Annotated in this window: 25 protein-coding genes; 10 read left to right on the top strand and 15 right to left on the bottom strand. The window is 67.6% G+C overall.

Annotated elements, in window-relative coordinates; translation table 11 throughout:
- Positions 1 to 222 precede the first annotated feature (222 nt).
- The 13 genes from ST3T6A_RS0115430 to flgB form a co-directional block, all read right to left on the bottom strand.
- Positions 223 to 1194, bottom strand: a complete 972-nt coding sequence (locus tag ST3T6A_RS0115430; protein WP_019833851.1) for a flagellar motor protein MotB — start codon at positions 1192 to 1194, stop codon at positions 223 to 225.
- Between the two features lie 3 nt (positions 1195 to 1197).
- Positions 1198 to 2061 (bottom strand): flagellar motor stator protein MotA, encoded by an 864-nt coding sequence (gene motA / locus ST3T6A_RS0115425; protein WP_019833850.1) that lies wholly within the window; start codon positions 2059 to 2061, stop codon positions 1198 to 1200.
- Between the two features lie 143 nt (positions 2062 to 2204).
- The gene (locus ST3T6A_RS0115420) at positions 2205 to 3077 is read right to left on the bottom strand and encodes a flagellin N-terminal helical domain-containing protein (RefSeq protein WP_019833849.1); all 873 of its coding nucleotides are present in this window, start codon (positions 3075 to 3077) and stop codon (positions 2205 to 2207) included.
- A gap of 11 nt (positions 3078 to 3088) precedes the next feature.
- Positions 3089 to 4456 (bottom strand): flagellar hook-associated protein FlgK, encoded by a 1368-nt coding sequence (flgK, locus tag ST3T6A_RS0115415; RefSeq protein ID WP_019833848.1) that lies wholly within the window; start codon positions 4454 to 4456, stop codon positions 3089 to 3091.
- Positions 4453 to 4767, bottom strand: coding sequence for a rod-binding protein (locus tag ST3T6A_RS0115410; RefSeq protein ID WP_019833847.1), 315 nt, complete (start codon positions 4765 to 4767; stop codon positions 4453 to 4455). Before ST3T6A_RS0115410 ends, flgK begins: the two co-directional genes overlap by 4 nt.
- A complete protein-coding gene (locus ST3T6A_RS0115405; RefSeq protein WP_019833846.1) occupies positions 4764 to 5858 on the bottom strand; it encodes a flagellar basal body P-ring protein FlgI in 1095 nt (364 codons plus the stop codon). The genes ST3T6A_RS0115410 and ST3T6A_RS0115405 overlap by 4 nt, the downstream gene beginning before the upstream one ends.
- Positions 5859 to 5867: 9 nt before the next feature.
- A complete protein-coding gene (locus ST3T6A_RS0115400) occupies positions 5868 to 6563 on the bottom strand; it encodes a flagellar basal body L-ring protein FlgH (protein WP_019833845.1) in 696 nt (231 codons plus the stop codon).
- The gene (flgG, locus tag ST3T6A_RS0115395; protein ID WP_019833844.1) at positions 6560 to 7348 is read right to left on the bottom strand and encodes a flagellar basal-body rod protein FlgG; all 789 of its coding nucleotides are present in this window, start codon (positions 7346 to 7348) and stop codon (positions 6560 to 6562) included. The genes ST3T6A_RS0115400 and flgG overlap by 4 nt, the downstream gene beginning before the upstream one ends.
- A gap of 34 nt (positions 7349 to 7382) precedes the next feature.
- A complete protein-coding gene (locus ST3T6A_RS0115390) occupies positions 7383 to 8132 on the bottom strand; it encodes a flagellar basal body rod protein FlgF (protein ID WP_019833843.1) in 750 nt (249 codons plus the stop codon).
- A 33-nt stretch (positions 8133 to 8165) separates the two neighbouring features.
- A complete protein-coding gene (locus ST3T6A_RS0115385) occupies positions 8166 to 9479 on the bottom strand; it encodes a flagellar hook protein FlgE (RefSeq protein WP_019833842.1) in 1314 nt (437 codons plus the stop codon).
- Positions 9480 to 9506: 27 nt separating this feature from the next.
- Entirely contained in the window at positions 9507 to 10178 is a 672-nt protein-coding gene (locus ST3T6A_RS0115380; RefSeq protein ID WP_019833841.1) for a flagellar hook assembly protein FlgD, read from the bottom strand.
- Positions 10175 to 10579, bottom strand: coding sequence for a flagellar basal body rod protein FlgC (gene flgC, locus ST3T6A_RS0115375; RefSeq protein WP_019833840.1), 405 nt, complete (start codon positions 10577 to 10579; stop codon positions 10175 to 10177). The genes ST3T6A_RS0115380 and flgC overlap by 4 nt, the downstream gene beginning before the upstream one ends.
- Positions 10579 to 10938, bottom strand: a complete 360-nt coding sequence (flgB, locus tag ST3T6A_RS0115370; RefSeq protein ID WP_019833839.1) for a flagellar basal body rod protein FlgB — start codon at positions 10936 to 10938, stop codon at positions 10579 to 10581. The genes flgC and flgB overlap by 1 nt, the downstream gene beginning before the upstream one ends.
- A gap of 258 nt (positions 10939 to 11196) precedes the next feature.
- Here flgB and ST3T6A_RS0115365 point away from each other — a divergent pair, with 258 nt between their 5' ends.
- The 8 genes from ST3T6A_RS0115365 to ST3T6A_RS0115330 are packed head-to-tail and all read left to right on the top strand — an operon-like array spanning position 11197 to position 17381.
- Positions 11197 to 11880 (top strand): motility protein A, encoded by a 684-nt coding sequence (locus ST3T6A_RS0115365; RefSeq protein ID WP_019833838.1) that lies wholly within the window; start codon positions 11197 to 11199, stop codon positions 11878 to 11880.
- Positions 11877 to 12377 (top strand): OmpA family protein, encoded by a 501-nt coding sequence (locus tag ST3T6A_RS0115360; RefSeq protein ID WP_019833837.1) that lies wholly within the window; start codon positions 11877 to 11879, stop codon positions 12375 to 12377. Before ST3T6A_RS0115365 ends, ST3T6A_RS0115360 begins: the two co-directional genes overlap by 4 nt.
- 60 nt (positions 12378 to 12437) lie before the next feature.
- On the top strand, positions 12438 to 12992 hold the full coding sequence (locus ST3T6A_RS0115355; protein ID WP_019833836.1) for a flagella basal body P-ring formation protein FlgA: 555 nt from the start codon (positions 12438 to 12440) through the stop codon (positions 12990 to 12992).
- Positions 12993 to 13009: 17 nt separating this feature from the next.
- Complete coding sequence (flgM, locus tag ST3T6A_RS0115350) at positions 13010 to 13300, top strand: flagellar biosynthesis anti-sigma factor FlgM (RefSeq protein ID WP_019833835.1); 291 nt, start codon at positions 13010 to 13012, stop codon at positions 13298 to 13300.
- Positions 13297 to 13620, top strand: a complete 324-nt coding sequence (locus tag ST3T6A_RS0115345) for a hypothetical protein (protein ID WP_019833834.1) — start codon at positions 13297 to 13299, stop codon at positions 13618 to 13620. Before flgM ends, ST3T6A_RS0115345 begins: the two co-directional genes overlap by 4 nt.
- Before the next feature lie 51 nt (positions 13621 to 13671).
- Complete coding sequence (locus ST3T6A_RS0115340; RefSeq protein WP_019833833.1) at positions 13672 to 14529, top strand: transglycosylase SLT domain-containing protein; 858 nt, start codon at positions 13672 to 13674, stop codon at positions 14527 to 14529.
- Between the two features lie 6 nt (positions 14530 to 14535).
- Positions 14536 to 16665 (top strand): flagellar biosynthesis protein FlhA, encoded by a 2130-nt coding sequence (gene flhA, locus ST3T6A_RS0115335; protein ID WP_019833832.1) that lies wholly within the window; start codon positions 14536 to 14538, stop codon positions 16663 to 16665.
- A gap of 14 nt (positions 16666 to 16679) precedes the next feature.
- A complete protein-coding gene (locus tag ST3T6A_RS0115330) occupies positions 16680 to 17381 on the top strand; it encodes a FliA/WhiG family RNA polymerase sigma factor (RefSeq protein ID WP_019833831.1) in 702 nt (233 codons plus the stop codon).
- Here the strand turns inward: ST3T6A_RS0115330 and ST3T6A_RS0115325 are convergent.
- Both ST3T6A_RS0115325 and ST3T6A_RS0115320 read right to left on the bottom strand, forming a co-directional pair.
- Positions 17329 to 18102, bottom strand: a complete 774-nt coding sequence (locus tag ST3T6A_RS0115325; protein WP_019833830.1) for a hypothetical protein — start codon at positions 18100 to 18102, stop codon at positions 17329 to 17331. The two genes, ST3T6A_RS0115330 and ST3T6A_RS0115325, sit on opposite strands and share 53 nt — an antisense overlap.
- Before the next feature lie 112 nt (positions 18103 to 18214).
- Positions 18215 to 19069, bottom strand: a complete 855-nt coding sequence (locus ST3T6A_RS0115320; RefSeq protein WP_019833829.1) for a flagellin N-terminal helical domain-containing protein — start codon at positions 19067 to 19069, stop codon at positions 18215 to 18217.
- Positions 19070 to 19364: 295 nt separating this feature from the next.
- Here ST3T6A_RS0115320 and ST3T6A_RS0115315 point away from each other — a divergent pair, with 295 nt between their 5' ends.
- The gene (locus tag ST3T6A_RS0115315; protein ID WP_026359757.1) at positions 19365 to 20636 is read left to right on the top strand and encodes a sigma-54 interaction domain-containing protein; all 1272 of its coding nucleotides are present in this window, start codon (positions 19365 to 19367) and stop codon (positions 20634 to 20636) included.
- Positions 20637 to 20647: 11 nt separating this feature from the next.
- The gene (gene fliE / locus ST3T6A_RS0115310) at positions 20648 to 21007 is read left to right on the top strand and encodes a flagellar hook-basal body complex protein FliE (protein WP_019833827.1); all 360 of its coding nucleotides are present in this window, start codon (positions 20648 to 20650) and stop codon (positions 21005 to 21007) included.

The raw sequence follows: 21007 nt of genomic DNA, 5'->3' as shown, positions 1-21007 counted from the left end.
AGGCCCGAGCGTAACGAAACGCGCTTACCGGTCTACCGGCTCACCGGGCATTTGTGCCAATTCGGGGCGGCCCTCTCTATGGGACATGCGTCGTCCGAAACGAATCCGATGTTGGAATATCCGACAATATGACGGTTTTCCGCCGCTTCTGGCGACAGAGCATGGGTCGATATCCCGAAGGGCTAGGTTGCTCCATAACGGGGAGGGGCGTGAAGCCATCCCTTAACGGGCGTCAAAACCGCGTCGATCCGCGCTGTCCGGCGCCGTGCCGCCGCCAACTTTTGCCTGCATCGCCTGCATCTGCGCGTCGTCGGCGCCGCCTGCCGTCCAGGCGAGCGTGATCGACATGCGGCGGTTGCGCGGATCGTACATGTCCTGCGGCACGAACGGCTCGCGATCGGCGACGCCCTCGATGCGGACGAAGCGATCCGGCGCGACATGGCCGTCCGCCAGCCGCTTGCGCGTCGCCTCGGCGCGGGCGGAGGAGAGCGTCCAGTTGTTCACCTGACGCCCGGCCGCATAGGGCAGCGCATCGGTGTGGCCGCGCACGATCACGCCGTTGGGCACGTCCGCGATGGTGCTCGCCACCTCGCCGATGAGCTGCGCGGCGCGGGGCACCAGCACGTCAGAGCCGAGCGCGAACATCGAGAAATCCGCCCCATCGACGATGTCGATGCGCAATCCGTCCGGCGTCTCGGTGAAGCGGACATGCGGGGCGAGGCCGGTGAGCGACTTGTTCGCCTGCATCTTCAGCTCGATCTTCTGCTTGAGCTGGCGGAAGCGCTCGCGGTCGCGCGTGCGGATCGCGGCCGCGCCTTCCTTCGGGCCGCCGGTGGCGTCCTTGGGGATGGTGATGCTCTTCGAGCCCGTCTGCGAGGCGCGATGGGCGTAATGATCCTTGGCGATGATGCTGTCGCCGCCGAAGGCGCCGTTGGAGCCGGCGGACTTCTCGCGCATCTCGACGAGCGTGGGCGAGAAATAGTCGGCGATGCCCTTGCGCTGCTTCTCGGTGGTGGCGCCGAGAATCCAGAGCAGCAGGAAGAAGGCCATCATCGCCGTCACGAAGTCGGCATAGGCGACCTTCCACGCGCCGCCATGATGGCCGCCATGACCTTCGCCGATGATCTTCTTGACGATGATGATCTTGGCGGGCTCGGCCTCGGGCCGGGCGCGCTTGGGGGCGGCGCTCGCCATCTTTTAGCGGCCCCGCATACCGTCGAAGACGTCGGCGAAGGCGGGCTGGTTCGAGTGGCTGATGCCGGAGCGCGCGGCCTCGATCACCAGTGGCAGCGGATGGCCGTGGAGCGAGGCGATGATGATCTGCTTCACCACATGGTAGATCGCGGCATCGCTCTCCACCACCTGACGGCAGCGGGACGCGAAGGGGCCGACGATGCCGTAAGCCAGCAGCACGCCCATGAAGGTGCCGACCAGCGCCGAACCGATCATCGCGCCGAGGATCGCCGGCGGCTTGTCGATCGAGCCCATGGTCTTCACCACGCCCAGCACGGCGGCCACGATGCCGAGCGCGGGGAGCGCGTCGGCCAGGCTCTGGAGCATGTCGGCGGGGCGGATGTCGTCGTGGTGGTGGGTCTTGAGGCTGTTGTCCATCACCTCCTCGACCGCGTGCGGATCGAGCGTGCCCGAGGACACGACGACGAGGCGCAGCGTATCGCAGATCAGGTGGACGAGCGTGTCGTCCTTCAGCAGCTTTGGGTAGTCCGCGAAGACGGTGGACGACTTCGGGTCCTCGATATGCGGTTCGACCGCGACCGGGCCGGAGGTGCGCAGCATCTTCATCAGCGTCGACACCAGGAAGATCGCGTCGAGATAATCCTGCTTCTTGTATTTCGGGCCCTTGAAGATCTTGCCGACGCCGGCGCCGAACTGCTTCAGTTCCTTCATCGAGTTGCCGGCGATGATCGCGCCGACGGCGGCGCCGCCGATGATGATCATCTCGTGCGGCACGGCCTCGATGATCGGGTGCAGGTCTCCGCCGGTGAAGGCGAAGCCGCCGAACACCATGCCGAGAAGCACGATCAGGCCGATCGCTGCGAACATAAGGCCACTGACTCCCGCGTTGACGCTATTCCGGGCCGGACGCCCTTCGCCCGCTTCACCCTGTGGACCCAAGGATAGCGGCCAATCGAAAACGAAATCCTAAGCTAACGCGCCGTTCACCGCGTTTCGCGGCGCGTTTGCGATCAGCTGATCTTGTCGAACAGCGACACCTTGTTCATCGACGCCAGCACCGACTGGGCAGCGTTCAGGATCGTCATCTTGCTCGACATTTCCGCGTAAGCCGCGGTGGCGTCAGTATCTTCGAGGCCTGATCGCTCGGCCTTGAGGTCCGTCGCCGAGGTGGCGAGGGCGTCGCTCGCGGCGTTGAACCGGCCCTCGCGCACGCCAAGGTCGGACTGGGCCATGGAGATATGGCTGGCCGCGTCGTCGAGCGCACCGAGCGAGTCATTCATCGCCTGCCGCTGCGCGGTGGGATCGGTCTGCTGAAGCCCGGCGATCGCGCTGCTGAGGATGTCGTCGATGCTGACGGTGCTGCCGGCATTGGTGCCCTTGGAGAGCGTGACCGATCCGAACACGTCGTCATAGCTGTCCGCCGCGGCCACGGCGGTGTTGTTGCCGATGGGAATCTGCGTGGGCTGCCCGTTCTTCACGAACAGGGCGTTGCCGCTCGAATCCGTCTGGGCCGAGAAGTTCTGGAGGTCCTGCTGGAGGCCCTGCAACGAGGTGATGATGGCCTGCCGGTCGCTGTCGCTCATCGTGCCGTTGGCGGCCTGGAGCATCAGCGTCTTGGCCTGCACCAGCGCATTCTGCACGCCGCTCAGATTGCTGTCGAGCAGGGAGGTGATGGCCTGGCCCTGCTTGACGTTGGTGGCGTAGACGGTCTCGTCGGCCTGCTGGCGCCCGATCTGCGCGATGCGCGCGGCGGCCTGCGGATCGTCCGAGGCGACATGCACCCTGACGCCCGACGAGATGTCCGTCTGGAGCTGCGCGATCTGGGATTCGAGCGCCTGCTGCCGGGCGATCTCAGACTGGAGGCTGTACTGGGTGTTGAGCATCGTTCAAATCCTCAGAACAGATCGAAGATGGACTGCATCGTGTCCTTGGCCACCTGGATCACCTTGGCCGCGCCGCTGTACGCCTGCTGGTAGCGGATCATCTCGCCCGCCTCGGTGTTGAGGTCGACGCCGGTGAGGGAGTCCCGCGCGGCGAAGGCGGAGTTGCTGGCGGCTGACGTGGCGGTGTTCTCGGACTGGGCGGCCGACACCATCTGGCCCTGATCGGTGATCATGCCGGCCCATGTCTTTTCGAGGCCGCTGTCCCCGCGCAGGGACGAGAGGTTGAGCAGGTTGCCGTTGCTGGCGGTCGACGATGCGGCGGCGATCGCGTTCGGATCGTTGGTGGTGAGCGTGATCGACGCGGCGTCCGTGCCGCTCAGCAGGGGCACGCCGGCGGTGCCGGCCGGGTTCAGGCCGGCCGCCTGCCAGTCGTTCACCGATTTCACGAAATCGGTGGCCATCTTGTTGAGCGAGTTGCGCCGGTCGGCGACGGTCTGCGCGCTCTCCACCATGCCGCCCAGCTCGCCGCCCGGCGCGGCGATCGCCTGCGGCTTGCCGGCGGTGACGGCCGAAAGCTGGAGCGCGCCATTGTCGCCCTGTTCGAGCATGAAGCGCGTGCCGGGCGACTGCGAGCTGCTGTTGTTGCCGACGCTGGCGGTGAGCTGGATGCTGCTCGCATTCGCGAGCGTGACGGTGGCGACGCCGCTGTCGTCGAGCTTCACGTTGATGCCGATCTGGCTCGACAGGTCGTCTAGGATGCGGTCGCGCTGGTCCATCAGGTCGGCCTGCGCCGAGGAGCCCGCCACCTGATGGTTGAGCGACGCATTCACCTTATCGAGCGCGTCGAGATCGGAATTGATCGTCTGCACGCTGGTCTGCGCGGCGGTGGCGATGCCGGCGGATGTCTGCGCGAGGGCGCTCGCGGTGGAGCGGAAGGCCGAGGCGGTCTGGTCGAGCGCGTTCAGGAAGGCCTGACGGTTGCCGCTGCTCCCCGCATCTGCTGCCAGCGCGTTGCCCGCGCTGAAGAAGGTCGTGGCGCTCTGGCCGACGCCGGTGGCGGTGTCGTTGAGCGCGCTCTGCGCATTGCCGAGCCAGGTGGCGCGCGCGTCGGCGCGGCCGGCCTCGCCGGCGGCCGTGCGGGCGACCGCCGCCTGATAGTCGTTCCATGAGCGCGTGACGGCAACCGTCGACACGCCGCTGAATTCGGGACGGCTGGTGAAATAGAGGCTCGTGGCGTTGGCCGACGTGTTCTGCGCGAACGTCACCGAGCGGCGCGTATAGCCCGGCGTGCTCGCGTTGGTGACGTTGTTGCCGATCGCCGACAGCATGTTGCTGTAGGCGGCGACACCCGAGGCGCCGATCCCGAGAAGGTCGCTCATGCCTTGGCTCCGGTGGTGGCGTCGCCGGCGCTGTGCTCGACGATCGGCGTCATCTGCTTGATCAGCATGTCGGCGATGCCGAGCACGCCCTTCTGCGACATGGAGTCGGCCAGCTTGGAGTCGGCCATGTCGCGGAACTGGTTGGACGCGTCGCTGTCGAGCATCCCGTCGCCGAGGCCGGCCTGACGCATCGAGCCGATCATCTGGCGCAGGAACACGGCCTCGAACGCCTGCGCTGCGGACTTCAGCTTGGCCGCCTTCGGATCCTGCGTGGAGGTCGTGGCGGTCGCGGTGGAGACTGACTGGATCATAGGACGATCAAATCCGCTTTCATGGCGCCGGCTTGCTTCAGCGCTTCGAGGATGGCGACGAGGTCGGCGGGCGAGGCCCCGATGGCGTTCACCGCTTTCACGATGTCGGCCAGGTTGGCGCCCTGGATCTGGAAGGCTGGCGACGACTTCTCCTCCACCGAGATCGCGCTGTTCGGCGTCACCGTGGTCTTGCCGCCGGAGAAGGGCGCGGGCTGCGACACCTGCGGCTTCTCGTCGACCTTCACGGTCAGCTTGCCATGGCTGACGGCGGCCGGCGCGATGCGGACCGCACCATTGATAACGACCGTTCCCGTCCGAGCATTAACAACGACCCGCGCGGGGGCATCTGCCGGGGTGACGTTGAGCACTTCGAGCTGGGCCATCAGGGCGGTGCGTGCCTCGGCGCCCTGCGGCGCGGTGACGGCCACGGTCTCGGCGTCGATCGCCTGTGCACGGCCGGGGCCGATCGCCTGATTGATGACCATCGCGACGCGCTGGACGGTGGTGAGATCGGCTTCGGAGAGGTTGAAGTTGATGGTCGGCGAGGTGGCGAAGCCGGCGTCGACCGAGCGTTCCACCGTCGCACCGCCGGGGATGCGGCCGGCGGTCGGCACGTTGACGACGACGTTCGAGCCGTCCTGCGCCGAGACGCCGAGGCCGCCGACGGCGAGGTTGCCCTGTGCCATCGCGTAGATTTGGCCGTCGGCGCCGACCATCGGCGCCATCACCAGCGTGCCGCCGCGCAGGCTCTTGGCCTTGCCGAGCGCTGAGACGGTGATGTCCAGCGTCTGGCCCGGCTTGGCGAAGGCGGGGAGGTCGGCGGTGATGAGCACGGCGGCCGCGTTCTTGGTGGCCGGGTTCACGCCCGGCGGGATCTGGAGGCCGAAGCGCGAGGCCACGCCCTTCATCGCCTGCGTGGCATATTCGAGGCTGTCGTCGCCCGTGCCCGACAGGCCGACGACGATGCCGTAGCCGGTCAACTGGTTGGTGCGCAGGCCCTGCCAAGTGCCGAGATCCTTGATCCGGTCGGCCTGGGCGGGGGCGGCGGCGAGGCCGGCCAGTGCGGCGAGGAGGAGGAAGAGGCGCTTCACGTCAGATCCTCAGAACGGGCTGATGCGCGAGAAGAAGCGGCCGAGCCAGCCCTGCGAGCTGGCACGCGCGATCTCGCCCTTGCCGGTGTAGGTGATGCGGGCGTCCGCCACGCGGGTGGACAGCACGCTGTTGGTGGAGTCGATGTCGGTCGAGCGGACGATGCCGCTGATCTGGATCGTCTCGTCGCCGCGATTGAGCGTCAGATGCTTCTCGCCGCGCAGCAGATAGGTGCCGTTCGGGTAGATCTGCGCGATCGTGACGGTGATGGCGCCGGTGAGCTGGTTGGACTGCGAGGCCGCGCCCTTGCCGGCGAAGCTGCTCGTGCCGCCCATCTGCGTGTCGGTCGCCTTGAAGAAGGAGAGCGGGCCGGTCGGCGGCGGCTGGAGGCCGATGCTGCCGGTGCGATCGGTCGAGGCGGAGTTGGTCTTCTGCGCCTGCGTGCTCTCGACGAGCACGATCGTGACGAGATCGCCCACCATCGCGGCGCGTGCGCCCGACGTCAGCGGGGCATAGCCCATCGACGCCTGGAAGATCGCGCCGTTGGCGACCGGCGCCGGCATCGGCTGCGAGAGCGTCGGCGCATATTCGCTGATCTTCGGCGTCTTGTCCTTGTGCGCCACGGCCGGAGCGGCGGTGAGCACGAGGGCGAGTGCGGTCAGCGACACGCGGAGGGTGGGGGAGAGCGTCACGGTCGCTCCGATCACATGTTCTGGTTGGCGAACTGGAGCATCTCGTCCGTCGCCTTGATCATCTTGGAGTTCACCTCGTAGGCGCGCTGCGTCTCGATCATGTCGACCAGCTCCTGCGTCACGTCGACGTTCGACGCTTCGAGCGAGCCCTGCGTGATCGTGCCGCGCCCCTCGACGCCGGCATCGCCGAGCTGCGGGGTGCCGGACGCCTGCGTCTCGACGAGGAGGTTGTTGCCGATCGCCTGAAGGCCGGTCGGGTTGACGAAGCTGGCAAGCTGGATCTTGCCGAGCTGCGTGCCCTGCGCCGAGGTCGAGGTGGTGGCGGTGACGGTGCCGTCCGCGCCGATCACGACCTTGTCGACGCCGTCCGGCACCTGGATGTTCGGGACCAACGGGCGGCCGTCCGTGGTGGTCACCTGACCCTCGGGCGACAGCGTGAAGCTGCCGTCGCGGGTGTAGGCGATGGTGCCGTCGGGCTGCTCGATCTGGAAGAAGCCGGCGCCGTTGATCATGAGATCGTAGGTGCCGCCGGTCTGCTGGGTCGCGCCCTGCGTGTCGGTGCGCGACGTGCCGGTGATCTGAACGCCGCCGCCGAGCGCCATGCCCTGCGTGTACTTGTCGTCGCCCGACGAGGTCGCGCCCGGCGTCGTGAGGTACTGATAGGCCAGCGTCTGGAAGTTCGCACGATCGCGCTTGAAGCCCGTCGTGTTCACGTTCGAGATGTTGTTCGCGATGACCTGCATCCGCTCCTGCTGAGCGTCGAGGCCGGTGCGGGCGACATGGAGGGCGGCGTTCGTCATGGTCGTCTATCCTTGTTCAGGTCGGCCGGGCCGATCAGTCCTGCACGTTCATCAGCTCGGCGGAGGAGGTATCCATCTCCTTCGCGCCGGAGAGCATCTTCACCTGGGTTTCCCAGGCGCGACTGGCGTCGATCATGTCGGTCAGCGTCTTGGTGACGTTCACGTTCGAGCCTTCGAGCGCGCCCGAGGTGACGCGCGCATTGGGATCGGAAGGAAGCGCGCCGCCGTTGGCGACGTGGAACAACCCGTCCTCGCCCTTGGAGATCTGCGAGCCCGTCGCGGAGACGAGCTTCAGATGATCGGTCTCCACCGGGGTCGTCGGATCGCCGCCCTGAGGAACGATCCAGATGACGCCGGTCTTGTCGATCGTGACCTTGTCCGCTGGCGGCAGCGTGATCGGGCCGCTGTCGCCCATCACAGGCAGACCGTCGCCGGTGGTGAGCAGGCCGCTCTCCGAGACCTGAAGGTCACCGCGGCGGGTATAGGCTTCGGTGCCGTCCTTGGCCTGCACGCCGAGGAGAGCCCCGCCATCGAGCGAGATGTCGAGATCGCGCCCGGTGGCGGTGCTGGCGCCGGTGGCCATGTCGGGGCTGTCCTTGCTGTCGGCCGCCTGCGCGCGGGCGGTGACGGCGCCGCCGCCCGTGCCCAGATACACCGCCTCGCTGTTGGTGAGATCGCCCCGGAAGCCGACGGTGTTGACGTTGGCGAGGTTGTTCGCCGTCATCGCCTGCTTCTGCATCAGGGTCCGCATCGCCGAGAGCGAGGTGTAGATCAGCCGATCCATGGTTTCAGCCCCGTGCCTGTCCCGCCGCCATCATCACTGCATGTTGAGGATGGAGGAGATCATCTGCTTGTCGGTGTCGATCGCCTTGGCGTTCGCCTGGAAATCGCGCTGCGCCGAGATCAGGTTGACCAGCTCGGTGGTGAGATCGACGTTCGACATCTCAAGCTCGCCCGAGGAGACCGTGCCGCGGCCGTCGCTGCCGGCTTCGCCGATCTCCGGATCGCCGCTGGTGCCGGATGCGGTCCAGGTGGTGTTGCCGACCTGATGCAGGCCCGACGGGTTGTTGAAGTTGGCGACCGCGATCTTGCCGAGCGCGATGGTCGAGCCGTCCGAATAGGAGGCGGTGACGAGGCCCTTCTCGTCGATCGCCAGCGTCGAGAATTTGCCGGTGGTCGAGCCGTCCTGATAGGAGGAGACGGCCGAGAAGGCGTAGGCGCCCTGCTTGGTCGCGCTGCCATAATCGACGCTGATGGTCAGCGGCGCGACGGCGCCCGTCGGCGAGACCGAGTCATAGGCGGTGTTCGACGGATTGGGCGAGGTCATCGTGCCATTCTGGTCGAAGGTGAGCGTCAGCGGCGTGCCGGCGGGCGAGGCGCCGCTCGGAAACACTTCCTTGTCGCCCACGTACATATGGGCTTCCCAGGTGCTGTCCGTTACCGTGCCGTCGGCGGACGGTGCGCCCGTGCGGACATAATAGACCGTCGCCGGGATCGCATCGCCGGCCGAGTCATAGACCGTCATCGAGGTGGCGTTGTTGTAGCTGTTCGGGTCCTTCGGATCGAACTTGTAGGGGTTCGACGCGGTGTAGACCGAGCGGCTGGCCGGCAGGTCCGCATCCGACGGGAAGGTCATCGACAGGTCCATCTGGCTGGTCGCCTTGGGGCTGCCGTTGGTGGCCGGGATGTGGAGGCTCTGGAGCGCGCCGAGGCCGGTGGCCGTCACGTTGCCGAGCGGATCGACCGGCAGGACCTGCACGTTGTTGCCGTTGGAATCGACCACGTCGCCATTGCCGAGCGGGCTGAAGCTGCCGTTGCGGGTGTAGCTCACCTGCGCGCCGGTGCCGGCCGACTTGGTGATGAAGAAGCCGCCGCCCGAGAGCATCAGGTCGAGCGTCTGGCTGGTCGTCTCCTGCGAGCCCTGCGAGAATTGCTGGGTGACGCCCTTGAGCTTGGTGCCCGAGCCGATCACCGAGGACGCTGCCTGCTGCGGCGAGGACGAGATCAGGTCGCCGAACTGGGCGTAGCTCGCCTTGAAGCCGACCGTGCCGACGTTGGCGATGTTGTTCGACGTGACGTTGAGGTTGGTCTGGGCGGCGTTGAGGCCCGAGAGCGAAGTGTAGAAGGACATGGGATCAGCTCCTCAGTCGGAAAGGGATCAGGAGAGGCTCAGCACGTCCGCCGGGGCGACCGTGCCGAGCGAGGTGGAGATCTGCGCGGCGCTGCCGCCGGCGGGCGACTGGACGCCCGTCACCGTGGCCCACACGGCGGTGGCCGGCGCGGTCTGGCCCGACGCGGTCGTGGCCGAGACCACCACCTTGAGCGGACCCGTGGAGGCGGTGCCGTCCGGCAGCTTGCCGTCCCACGAGAAGTCCACGACGCCGGCCTTCTGGTTGTTGTAGGTCTTGGACCACACGGCATTGCCGTTGGCGTCGACGAGGCTGAGGCTCATGCTGGTCGCATCGTCGGTGAGCGCGATCTCGCCGCCATAGCTGCCGTCGGAGAGCGGCTGGGCGGTGGAGGATTCCACCAGCGCCTTCTTGCCGATCCAGCTCGCCGCATCGCCGATCCGGTTGCCAACCAGTTCGGTCGTCATGTCCTTGAGCGACTGGTTCATCTCGGTGATGCCCGAGACGGTCGACATCTCGGTGAGCTGCTGCACCATGGTGCTCGTGTCCATCGGCGCGGTCGGGTCCTGCTGCGTCATCTGGGTGGTGAGCAGCTTCAGGAAGCCCGCCTGGTCGATGCCCGAGCTGGCCGTGGTGGTCGCCGCCGCGGGCGGGGTGATGCTCGCGAAGGGGTTGGTGCTGGTGGCGCTGGTGGTGGTCATTTTTCGATCCTCAGGGTGTCGAGGGTCAGCGTCTTGGCGGTCTGCATGACCTGGACGTTGTTCTGGTACTGGCGCTGGGTGTCGATCATATCGACCAGCTCCGCCGCGCTATCGACGCCGGCATCCCAGACATCGCCATTCTTGTCGGCGAGCGGGTTGGACGGATCGTGGCGGCGGGTCGGCTCGGTGTTGGACTGGACGACCTGATCGACGCGGACGGTCGACACGCCGGGCGCATCCGACACCTGCGAGAAGACCGGCTTCAGCGCGCGGAAGGCGCCTTCCTTGGTGGTCGAGACGGTGCCGGCATTGGCCATGTTCGACGCGACCGTATTGAGCCGCACGACCTGCGCGGACATCGCCCGGCTGGCGATGTCGAAGACCGACATGGAGCCGCTCATCAGCTATCTCCCTTGAGCGCCTGCATCACCGTGTCGACACGGCCCTGCAGGAAGGTGAGCGTCGCCTTGTAGGCGACGGCGTTCTCGGCGAACTTGGTCTGCTCGACGGGCAGCTCGACGGTGTTGCCGTCGATCGAGGCCTGCACGGGCACGCGATAGCCGAGCGCATCGTTGGCGGCATCGGTGGCGGACTGGGCGCTGGCGCCTGTCGCGCTGTCGAGCGCCTTGGCGAAATCGAAGTCGCGCGCCTTGAAGCCCGGCGTCGCGGCGTTGGCGATGTTCGAGGCGAGCATCGCCATGCGCTGGGACCGAAGCTCCAGCGCGGCGCCGTGGATGCCGAAGAGTGCATCGTTGCTCATGAAATTTCTTTCGTTCCACCCCTAAACTTTCGCCCCGAGCGGCCGTCCTTGGGATTGAAAGGCCCGACCACGAGGGTTCGCCCATGCTTGATGCAACGGGCGTGCCAATTCGTCGGAGCTATCGAGAGGCCGGGACTTTCCGGGCAATGACGACAGGGGCGGCAAGCCTTTGCCGGCAGGCGGCAAATTTTTGCCGGTCGCTTTGCCGCGTCCCGGTTCGGCGGGCGTTGCTCCGGCTACAGGAAGGGGACAGGGTCCGTGAACGTCGCGATTTTCCTCGATCCGGTCGCCATTCTGCTGGTCTTCGGCGGCGCGGTGCTGGTGGCGGCGATGCGATCCACCTTCCATGATCTGGGCCGCGCGATCGCCGCGCTCGGGCCGCTCTTGCGCAGCCGCCCCGAGGCCGAGGCGCAGGCCGCGCGCGTCGCCGCCAACCGCATCGTCGAGCGCGCGAGCCTCACCGGCATCGCGACCGCCGACCGCGTGCCGGTGGTCGAACGCTTCCTGGCCCACGCGGCGGCGCAGCTTTCCGATGTCCGCGAGCCTGGCCGCCTGCTGACCTGGGGCACCGACGAACTCGCCCGGCGGGCCGAGCGTCATGCGGCGGTCCATGCGGTGTGGCGCGCGATGGCGGATGCCGCGCCGGCTATGGGCATGATCGGCACCGTGATCGGCCTGATCCGCATGTTCTCCGCGCTGGAAGACCCGACCCGCATCGGGCCGGGCATGGCGCTGGCGCTGCTCACCACGCTCTATGGCGTGATCGTCGCCAACTGCATCGCCGGGCCGGTCGCCGCCCGTCTCGAGCGCCTGAGCCGCGCCGAGCTGCTGTGGCAGAAGGAGGCGCTCGACAAGCTCACGACCGTCGCGCGCGAGGAGCTGATGGGGCCGCTGGAGACACGGGTGTCGCGCATCGAGGCGCGGCTGCGCGTCGTCAAATGAGGCTGCCCGCTCTCTCCTCAAATACATCGCCGAACGGCGCGCGCTGGGCGACGAGCTTCGCCGACCTGTGCCTCGTCCTGCTGGCCTTTCTGCTGCTATTGCAGGCTCATAGGGGCGATCCGGCTTTGCTCGGCGCGAGCATCCGATCGGCTTTCGGCGCGCCCTCCATGCCCTCGCTCGACGAGCAGGCGGCGCCTCTGTTCCAGCCCGGCGAGGCCGTGCTGCTGGACGATGCCCGCGCGCACTTCACTGCTCTGGGACGGGAGGCGGCAAGCAGCCATTATCTCGTCCATGTCGAGAGCGTCGGCACCGACGGCCATGCCCAGCGTTTCGACGCCTGGGAATTGGCGGCCGCGCGCGCGGCCTCGATCGCACGGGCGATCCAGTCCGGCGGGCTGGAGGCAGGCCGCATCGATCTTTCCATCGACGGAACCGGCCCCGTCGCGGCGGGGCGCGGCCAGCATGTCCGCGTGACGATGATCGCCCATAAGGGCTGATCTGGAGCAAACTGGCACAGCCCTTGCTTGAAATGCGCCCGTATGACGGGAGCATCTTTCATGGCACGCAAGGCTCTGGCCTTCTTCCTGCTGCTGGGCGCGTCTGCCGCGGCCCATGCCGCCACTGACGCCAGCGGCTTCGAGGATCTCGACAAGCTCGAAGGCCGCCTCGTGGGCGCGCTGGACGTGGATGTCGGCAAGCCCGGCGGGCCGCTGACCCATATCGACCGCCGGCTGAAGCTGAAGCCGTGTCCGGTTCCCGCCACCATCGATCCGCCCGCGCTCGGCGCCGTGGCGCTGCGCTGCGAGCCGCTCGGCTGGCGCATCCGCGTGCCGCTGATGCGGGCGCCCGCGCAGGCCACCGCGGCGACCGGCGGCACCGTCATCATGCCCGCGGTCGCGCAGGCGATGCCGGCGCTCGGTCCGGCCGTCATCAAGCGCGGCGACCCCGTCGAACTCGCCGCTACCAGCAACGGCTTCACCGTCACCACCGAAGCGGTGGCTCAGGAGGATGGGCGCGTCGGCGGCCGCATCCGCGTCAAGCCCAGCGACAAGGGCGGCATCGTCATCGGCGAGGTGGTCGATACCGGCCGCGTTCGCGTGACCAGCTTCTGATCCCGGAGGGACAGCACATGATCAACGGTATCGGCCTTTCGACCAGCGGCTCGCTCGCCGGCATCGGGGGGAAGACCGCCACCCAGCGCGGCGAGGGCGCCCAGCGCGTCACGCCGGCGCAGACCTCCTCGATCGAGGATCGCGCCGCCGTCTCCACCACCAGCGCGCAGATGGTGGCCGAGGGGGCGCCCGTCGATCTCGATCGCGTGGCTTCGCTCCGCGCCGCGATCAAGTCGGGCCAGTATCGCCCCGATGCCAAGGCGATCGCCGGCAGCATGATCAAGAGCGACATGGGGGCCGGCCTGTGAGCACGGCGCCTCTGGAAGCCCTGATCCATGCCCAGCGCGCGCTGATCGCCGCGCTCGATGCCGACGACGTCGATGCCATCTCCGCCCAGACCGTGGCGGTCGACGAGGCGCTGGTCCGCATCCGTGCGCTCAGCCCGCGTTTCACGGGCGCCGAGTCCAAGGCGCTCGTCAGCGAGTCCATCACGCTGGCGGATGCCGCGCGGGTGCGCGTGAACGTGCTCGCCGACATGACCACCCGCCGCCTCACGCGCCTCGCGACGGCGACCGGCAAGGGCAATGCGGCCCCCACTTATGGGCGCAACGGCCGGTTCGGTCGATAGGCAGGAAGTGGCACGGGGCTTGCTTAAAGCCTCTGTAACCAAGGGAACGACATGACGCTGACCATCATTCGCGGCAATGGAGAGACGGGAAGGGCGGGGCTGACCAACGGCCGCGTCCAGAACGCCATCGCCTCCGCGTCGGCCAGCACCGGTGTCGATTTCCACTATCTCTATCATCAGGCCCGCATCGAGAGCGGCTTCAACCCGAACGCGCACGCCACCACGTCGAGCGCTTCGGGCCTCTATCAGTTCACCACGCAGACCTGGCTCGGCGTCATCAAGAACCATGGTTCGGAGCACGGCCTGAGCTGGGCCGCCAACGCGATCACCAAGGGTTCGGACGGGCATTATTATGTGTCCGACGACACGACCCGTCAGGAGATCCTGGCGCTGCGCCAAAACCCGGAGACCTCGGCCGCGATGGCGGGGGAATATGCCTCCGACAACAAGGATGTGCTGGAGGCGAAGCTCGGCCGCGAGGCGAACTCCACTGACCTTTATATGGCGCACTTCCTCGGCCCGGCGGGCGCGACCCGTTTCCTGAAGGCCAAGGATGCCAATCCGGACCAGTCGGCCGCCTCGGTGATGCCGGCCGCCGCGCGCGCCAATCGCTGGGTCTTCTATGACAAGTCCGGCAACCCGCGCAGCCTTCAGGATGTCTATCAGCGCTTCGCCTCGCGCTTCAACCAGTCGACGCCGGCCGCTTCGACGCCGGCCGACAGCGGCACGCCCACCGACAGCGCATCCGACCTCGCGCGGATGCAGCTCGCGGCGCTGAACGGCACCAGCGACGGCACCACCGTCACCGAAGCCGGCGGCAGCCCGCTGCCGACCGCGCAGAGCCTCCTGACCCCGAGCCCGCAGACCGCGCGGCTCGCCTACCTCATGCTCGCATCCCTCGGAGTCTGACGATCAATGGCCGCGACCGCGATCAACAAGCGTGTGTGGATGGATGCGAGCAAGGGCGCGATCCTGCCGATCGCCTCGTTGATGCTCATCGCCCTGATGGTGGTGCCGATGCCCGCCATCATGCTGGACATCGGCTTCATCTCGAACATCGTGATCTCGCTCGCCGTGCTGATGGTGGCGCTGAACGCCGCCAAGCCGCTCGACTTCTCGGCCTTCCCGACGGTGCTGCTGTTCACGACGCTGCTCCGCCTGTCGCTCAACGTCGCCTCGACCCGCGTCGTGCTGGTCCACGGCCATGAGGGCGCGGGCGCGGCCGGCCATGTGATCGAGTCCTTCGGCAGCTTCCTGATCGGCGGCAATTACGCGGTTGGCATCTTCGTCTTCGCGATCATCATGATCATCAACCTGGTGGTCATCACCAAGGGCGCGGGCCGCGTGTCCGAAGTGTCGGCGCGCTTCACCCTCGACGCGATGCCCGGCAAGCAGATGGCGATCGACGCCGACCTCAACGCCGGCCTGCTCACCCCCGACGACGCCAAGAAGCGCCGTCAGGAAGTCGCGACCGAGGCCGATTTCTACGGCTCGATGGACGGCGCCTCGAAGTTCGTGAAGGGCGATGCCGTCGCGGGCGTGCTGATCCTCGCGGTCAATATCGTCGGCGGTCTGATCCTCGGCGTGCTCAGCCACTCGATGGCGATCGGCGACGCCGCCAAGAATTACGTCCAGCTCGCCATCGGCGACGCGCTGGTGGCGCAGGTGCCGGCACTGCTGCTCTCGATCGCGGCCGCCTCTATCGTGACGCGCGTCAGCTCGCCGCTCGATCTCGGCGGGCAGATCAGCAGCCAGTTCGGCTCGGCCAAGGCCTGGACGCCGGTGGCCGCGATCCTCACCATTCTCGGCGTGCTGCCGGGGATGCCGCACATCATCATCCTGCCGGCGGCGGCGCTCTGCGGCTATGTCGCGTGGCATCTGCGCGGCGCTGACGCGCTCCGCAAGGCCGAGGCCGAGCTTGCCGCCAAGGCTCCGCCGCCCGCGCCCGCCAATCCGAGCGCGATCGGCTGGAACGAGGTGTCCGACGACGCTCCGCTCGGCCTCGAGATCGGCTACGGCCTCGTCAGCCTCGTCGACGAGCGCAAAGGCGCGCCGCTGATGGCGCGGATCACCGGCATCCGCCGCCAGCTCTCCAAGGAGCTGGGCTTCGTGATCCCGCTGGTGCGCGTGCGCGACAATATGAATCTGGCGCCCAACGCCTATCGCATCACCGTCGCCGGTGTCGTGGTGGGCGAGGACGAGTGCCACCCGTCCGACCTGCTCGCACTCGACAGCGGCGATCTCGCCGCGACGGTCGATGGCCGCAAGGTAAAGGATCCGACCTTCGGCCTCGACGCCGTGTGGATATCGCCCGAGAAGCGCGGTGAGGCGGTGGTCGCGGGCTATACGGTGGTGGACAGCTCCACCGTGCTCGCCACGCACCTCAACCAGCTCATCCTGAATTCCGCCTCCGACCTGTTCGGCATGGACGAGGCGCAGAAGCTGCTCGATGCGCTCAAGGAGTCTTCCCCGCAATTGGTCACCGGCCTCACCCCCACGCCGCTGTCGCTCTCGGCCATCGCGGCGCTGTGCCGCGCTTTGCTCTCGGAGGGCGTTCCGCTCAAGGATTTCCGCCGCATCGCCGAAGCGATGGCGGATGCCGCCCGCGAGGAGAGCGATCCGATCCAGCTCGTTGAGCAGGTCCGCCGCCGCATCGGCGCGCTGATCGTGCAGACGATGGTGCCGGTGCGGATGCCGCTCCCGGTCGTGACGCTCGACGCGGGCCTCGAAAGCCTGCTGACCCAGGCGGTGCGCAGCGGCCCCAACGCCAATCACCCGATCGAGCCGGCGCTCGCCAGCCGCATCGTGCAGGCGGTGAGCGAGGCGGCCGCCCCGCTGGTGGGCGAGGCCAAGCGCTTCGCCATCGTCACCTCGCCGATCGCGCGCCGTGCGCTGGGCCGGCTGCTGCGTCCGCACCTGCCGGACGCGCCGGTCCTCTCTTTCCTCGAAATCCCGGACGGCAAGCCCGTCGAGGTGGTGGCGGTCGTCGGCGGCAGGCCGGCGCAGGTCGCCCAGCAGCATCGTGAAGCGGAGATGGTCCGTTGAACGCCGAAGTCCCCATGACCTACGCGCGCAAACCCGCGCGCATCAATCAGGCGCAGCTCATCCAGTCGCACATGCCGCTGGTCCGCAAGATCGCCTGGCACGTCCATGGCCGCGTCTCGAACGCGATCGACGTCGAGGATCTGGTGCAGATCGGCATGGTCGCGCTGGTCGAGGCCGCCAATGGCTATGAGGATCGCGGCCACGCCTTCTCGACTTATGCCGGAATGCGCGTGCGCGGGGCGATGATCGATCACCTCCGCCGCCATGCCGCGCAGGCCCGTTCGGGCATGGCGAAGCGCAAGGAGCTCGCGCGCGCGCGCGTAGAACTGGAATCGCAACTTGGTCGCGCAGCCACCGAATTTGAGTTGGCCGAGGCGATGGGCCTCGATGCCGCCGCCTTTCGCGAGCTGGTCGACGCCGCCGAAGCCGTCCGCCACGAGTCCCTCGACGAGGTCTATTCGGACCAGTCGATGTGGTTCGCGGACCTGGAGGAGCAGGCCGACGAGACGTTCGACCGCGAGCGGCTGGGTGAGGCGCTGGCCGAGCATATCGCCGAACTCCCCGAGCGCGAGGCGATGGTCCTCCAGCTCTATTTCGTCGAGGAGCTGAACCTCGAGGAGATCGGGCAGGTGCTGGAGATCGGCGCCGCCCGCGTCTGCCAGATCAAGAAGAGTGCCTTGGATAAGCTCCGCGTGAAGCTGGCGGGCTGGCGCTGACCGACGCGCCCTGCGTCCGGTTGAGCTGATCCGACAGGCGATCCAGCCGCTCGGCCACCTCCGCAAATCCGCTCTGTGTCGTGCCGGTCAGCGCCGAGACGCCGTCCGGCTGATGCTGCGCGAGCGCGAGCTTCAACACGTCCAGCTCATGGCGGACATCCTCGATCGTCGCGGGCGGGCCCGACGGTGCTGCTGCAGCGGCGCGTGCCGAGGCCGCATCCAGCCGGTCGGTCGCCGTCCTGAGCTGGGCGACCATCGCGGGCACGCCGGCCAGCGCATCCCTGCGAGCCTCGGCCTCCCGTCGAGCGACATTGGCCTCGGCGAGAGTCCGGCCGACAGCGATCAGCCCGCCGACCGAGAGCAGGCTGCTCAGCAGCGCCAGCCCCACGATCGCGAGCAGGAAAGGGTTCGTCCTGGAGCCGGCCGATTCAGCGCCATGCGGCGGGAAAGGCGCGGGCGCGCCACCGGCCGGCTCCTCCACGGAAGCCGCCGGAGCGGTCACCGCGGAAGACGAGGGCGTCGGGTTCTCGATACGGACGGGCTCGGGAGCGGGAGCGCTCTCCGTCGCCGGGGCGGCGCGCTTGCCCGCGCGGCCCTTGGACAGCTTCGGCGCCGCCGCCGGCGAGGTGACGGGTGCGACGGCCGGAGCCTCGTCGAACACCAGTTCCTCATCGTCGTCGTCGCCGATGAAATCCTGCGGATTGGGGAGCGTCTCGCTCATCGAAGTCGTCCGTCGTCTCGAGTGTACCGACACGAAAAACGCGAAACAGCCTCCGGCGCGGGGGAGCGATTGCGCCGGAGGCCATCCGCCTCAAGTCAAGGAAGCGAATTCCTTACTGGAGAAGCTTCAGCACACCCTGCTGCGACTGGTTCGCCTGGGCGAGCATCGCGGTCGAAGCCTGCGAGAGGATCTGGGCCTTGGCGAGGTTGGTCGTCTCGGCCGAGAAGTCCGCATCCTGAATGCGCGAGTTCGCGTCGGTCAGGTTGGTGACGTTGTTGGTCAGGTTGTTGACCACCGAGTTCAGGCGGCTCTCGTTCGCACCGAGCTGAGCGCGGGCCGTGCCGACCGCATCCAGGGCGACCTGGATCACACCGGTGGAACCGAGCGCGGCGGTGGCGCCGGCCTGCGTGCTGATGTCGAGCGGCGTGCCAGCGGAGTCGGTGAGGTCGGAAACCTCCTTCATCGACGACTGGGCGATATCGACCGTGTCGGTCGAGTCATTGCCGGTCTGGATCGTCAGCTTGCTGGTCGAAACCGTGCCAGCCGCAGTGGTCTTGTCGAACAGCGCGTTGCCGTTGAACTGCGTGCCGAGAATGCTCTGCACCTGGGCGCTCAGCGCGGTGACTTCGGCCTGCATGTTGGTGCGGTCGCTGTCCTGGTAGGTGCCCGAGGCCGACTGAACCGCCAGCTCGTGCATACGCTGCAGGGCGTTGGTGACCTCGTCCAGCGCGCCGTCGGCGGTCTGGGCCAGCGAGATGCCGTCGTTGGCGTTACGGATCGCCTGGTTCATGCCCTTGATCTGCGCGGTCATCGAGTTCGAGATCGCGAGGCCGGCGGCGTCGTCCGAGGCGGAGTTGATGCGCTTGCCCGAGGAGAGGCGAGCCATCGCCTGGCTGAGGGCGTCGTTCGCCATACGCGAGCTGTTCTGGGCCCGGAGCGCCGACGTGTTCGAGTTGATCACGGTCATTTCAAAATTCCTTTTCCCGCTCTGTGCCGCTCCGGGTCAGTGTCCGTCTCGGCTACGTCCCGGGTAACGACGGGCCGGCAGGAACTTTTAGCGCTGGGCCACAAAGTTTTTTCCCAACCTGGTGTTAACTAACCTCGGTCACCTGCTGGTGACCCGCTACGCGCGAGTGTGCGTGCGCGTAGAGGGGAAATCCCGCGCGACGGGTGGGCGTAACGCGCGCGTTAACCATTTGTTGGATAAACTGCGGCAAGAAGGTGCTCGACGGGATTTGGGTTCCACAGGGGGAAAGCCGGGCATGCATGCAATCGGGATCAGTGCTCTTGCAGCCCTAGAGAATCCTGCCCTCGCGGCATGGCTCTCTGGTGTGGGCATTGCGACGCGCACGGTCGATACGCAGCAGGCTCCGGCGCGTGACGAAATCCGCATCCTCTCGGCTTCCGAGATTCGGCAGGCGACCGTCCGCGATATCCTCATCGAGATGACGACGGGCGCGCCGAGCCTCCGGCTCGCGGCCAAGGGTCTGCCCGCGATTATCCGATTTGGTTTCGAGGATATGGCTTTCGGCCTCGCGCTGGTTGCCGAGCTGTGCCGCCCCGCGGCGCGCCCGGCAGTGGGCGAGCCGGAGAGCGCGATCTATCTGAAACTGGCCGAAAAGGTCGCCGGTTCGGATGCGACCGTGCTCGTGCTGGGCGAAACCGGCACCGGCAAGGAGGGCGTCGCCCGCTTCATCCACGCCGCGTCGCCGCGCGCCGACAAGCCGTTCGTTGCCGTGAACTGCGCCGCGCTGCCGGATACGATGCTCGAAGCCATCCTGTTCGGCCATGCCAAGGGCGCCTTCACCGGCGCTGCCGGGGCGAGCGAAGGCCTGTTCCGCGCGGCCGAGGGCGGCACGCTGCTCCTCGACGAGATCGCCGAGATGCCGCTTCCGCTCCAGGCGAAGCTGCTCCGTGCAATCCAGGAGCGTGAAGTTCTTCCCGTCGGTGCAACCCAACCGGTTAAAATCGACGTCCGCATCATCGCCGCCGCCAACCGGGAGCTGGCGACCGAAGTGGCCGAAGGCCGCTTCCGTGCCGACCTTTACTGGCGCCTCAACGTGATGCCGCTGGCGCTGAAGCCCCTGAAGGCGCGCCGCCTCGACATCCGCGCGATCACCGCCGCGCTCATCCTGCGCCACACCCGCGAGGGCGAGAGCGTCGCCTGGCCGACCGCCAATGCGCTTGATCGCCTGATGGCGCATGAGTGGCCGGGCAATGTCCGCGAGCTGGACAACGTCATCCAGCGCGCCCTGCTGCTGCGCATGGGCGACCGCATCGAGGCGGACGATCTCGCCATTGAGGTGATGCAGCATGTCGCGCCGGCGCTGAGCGTCGTGCCGGCTCCGGCCGCCACCCCGATCGTCCGCAACGGCAACCTCGCCGACGTGGCGCGGGCGAGCGAGATGGAGGCGATCCGCGCCGCGCTCGACGCGACCGGCGGCAAGCGCCTGCTCGCGGCCGCCAAGCTGGGCATTTCCGAACGCACCCTCCGCTACCGGCTCGCAGAAATGCGTGAGCTGGCGGCGGCCTGAGGACCGAACCGATGACCTCGATCAATGCATCCAGCCTGCTGGCTCTGCGCAATCAGATCCTCCAGCAGAACTCCGCGCTCCAGAAGGCCGCGGCGACGGGGCCGGCCGCGCCGATCTCCGGCGCTGAGTCTGCGACGCAGGGCACCCAGTCGACCGATTTCGGTTCCGCGCTCAAGGGCGCGCTCCAGCAGGTCAACGGTCTCCAGAGCAAGGCCGAGGATATCTCGAACAGCTACGAGCGCGGCGACACCACGGATGTCGCCTCGGTCATGCTGGCCCGTGAGCAGGCTTCGGTCGGCTTCCAGGCGACGCTTCAGGTCCGCAACAAACTTCTGTCCGCTTACAAGGACATCATGAGCATGCCGGTTTGA

The organism is Sphingomonas sp. PR090111-T3T-6A (genome assembly GCF_000383095.1).
Lineage (GTDB): Bacteria > Pseudomonadota > Alphaproteobacteria > Sphingomonadales > Sphingomonadaceae > Solisphingomonas.
Note: the sequence above shows the minus strand (reverse complement) of the source record. Positions and strands in the feature narration are given on the sequence as shown.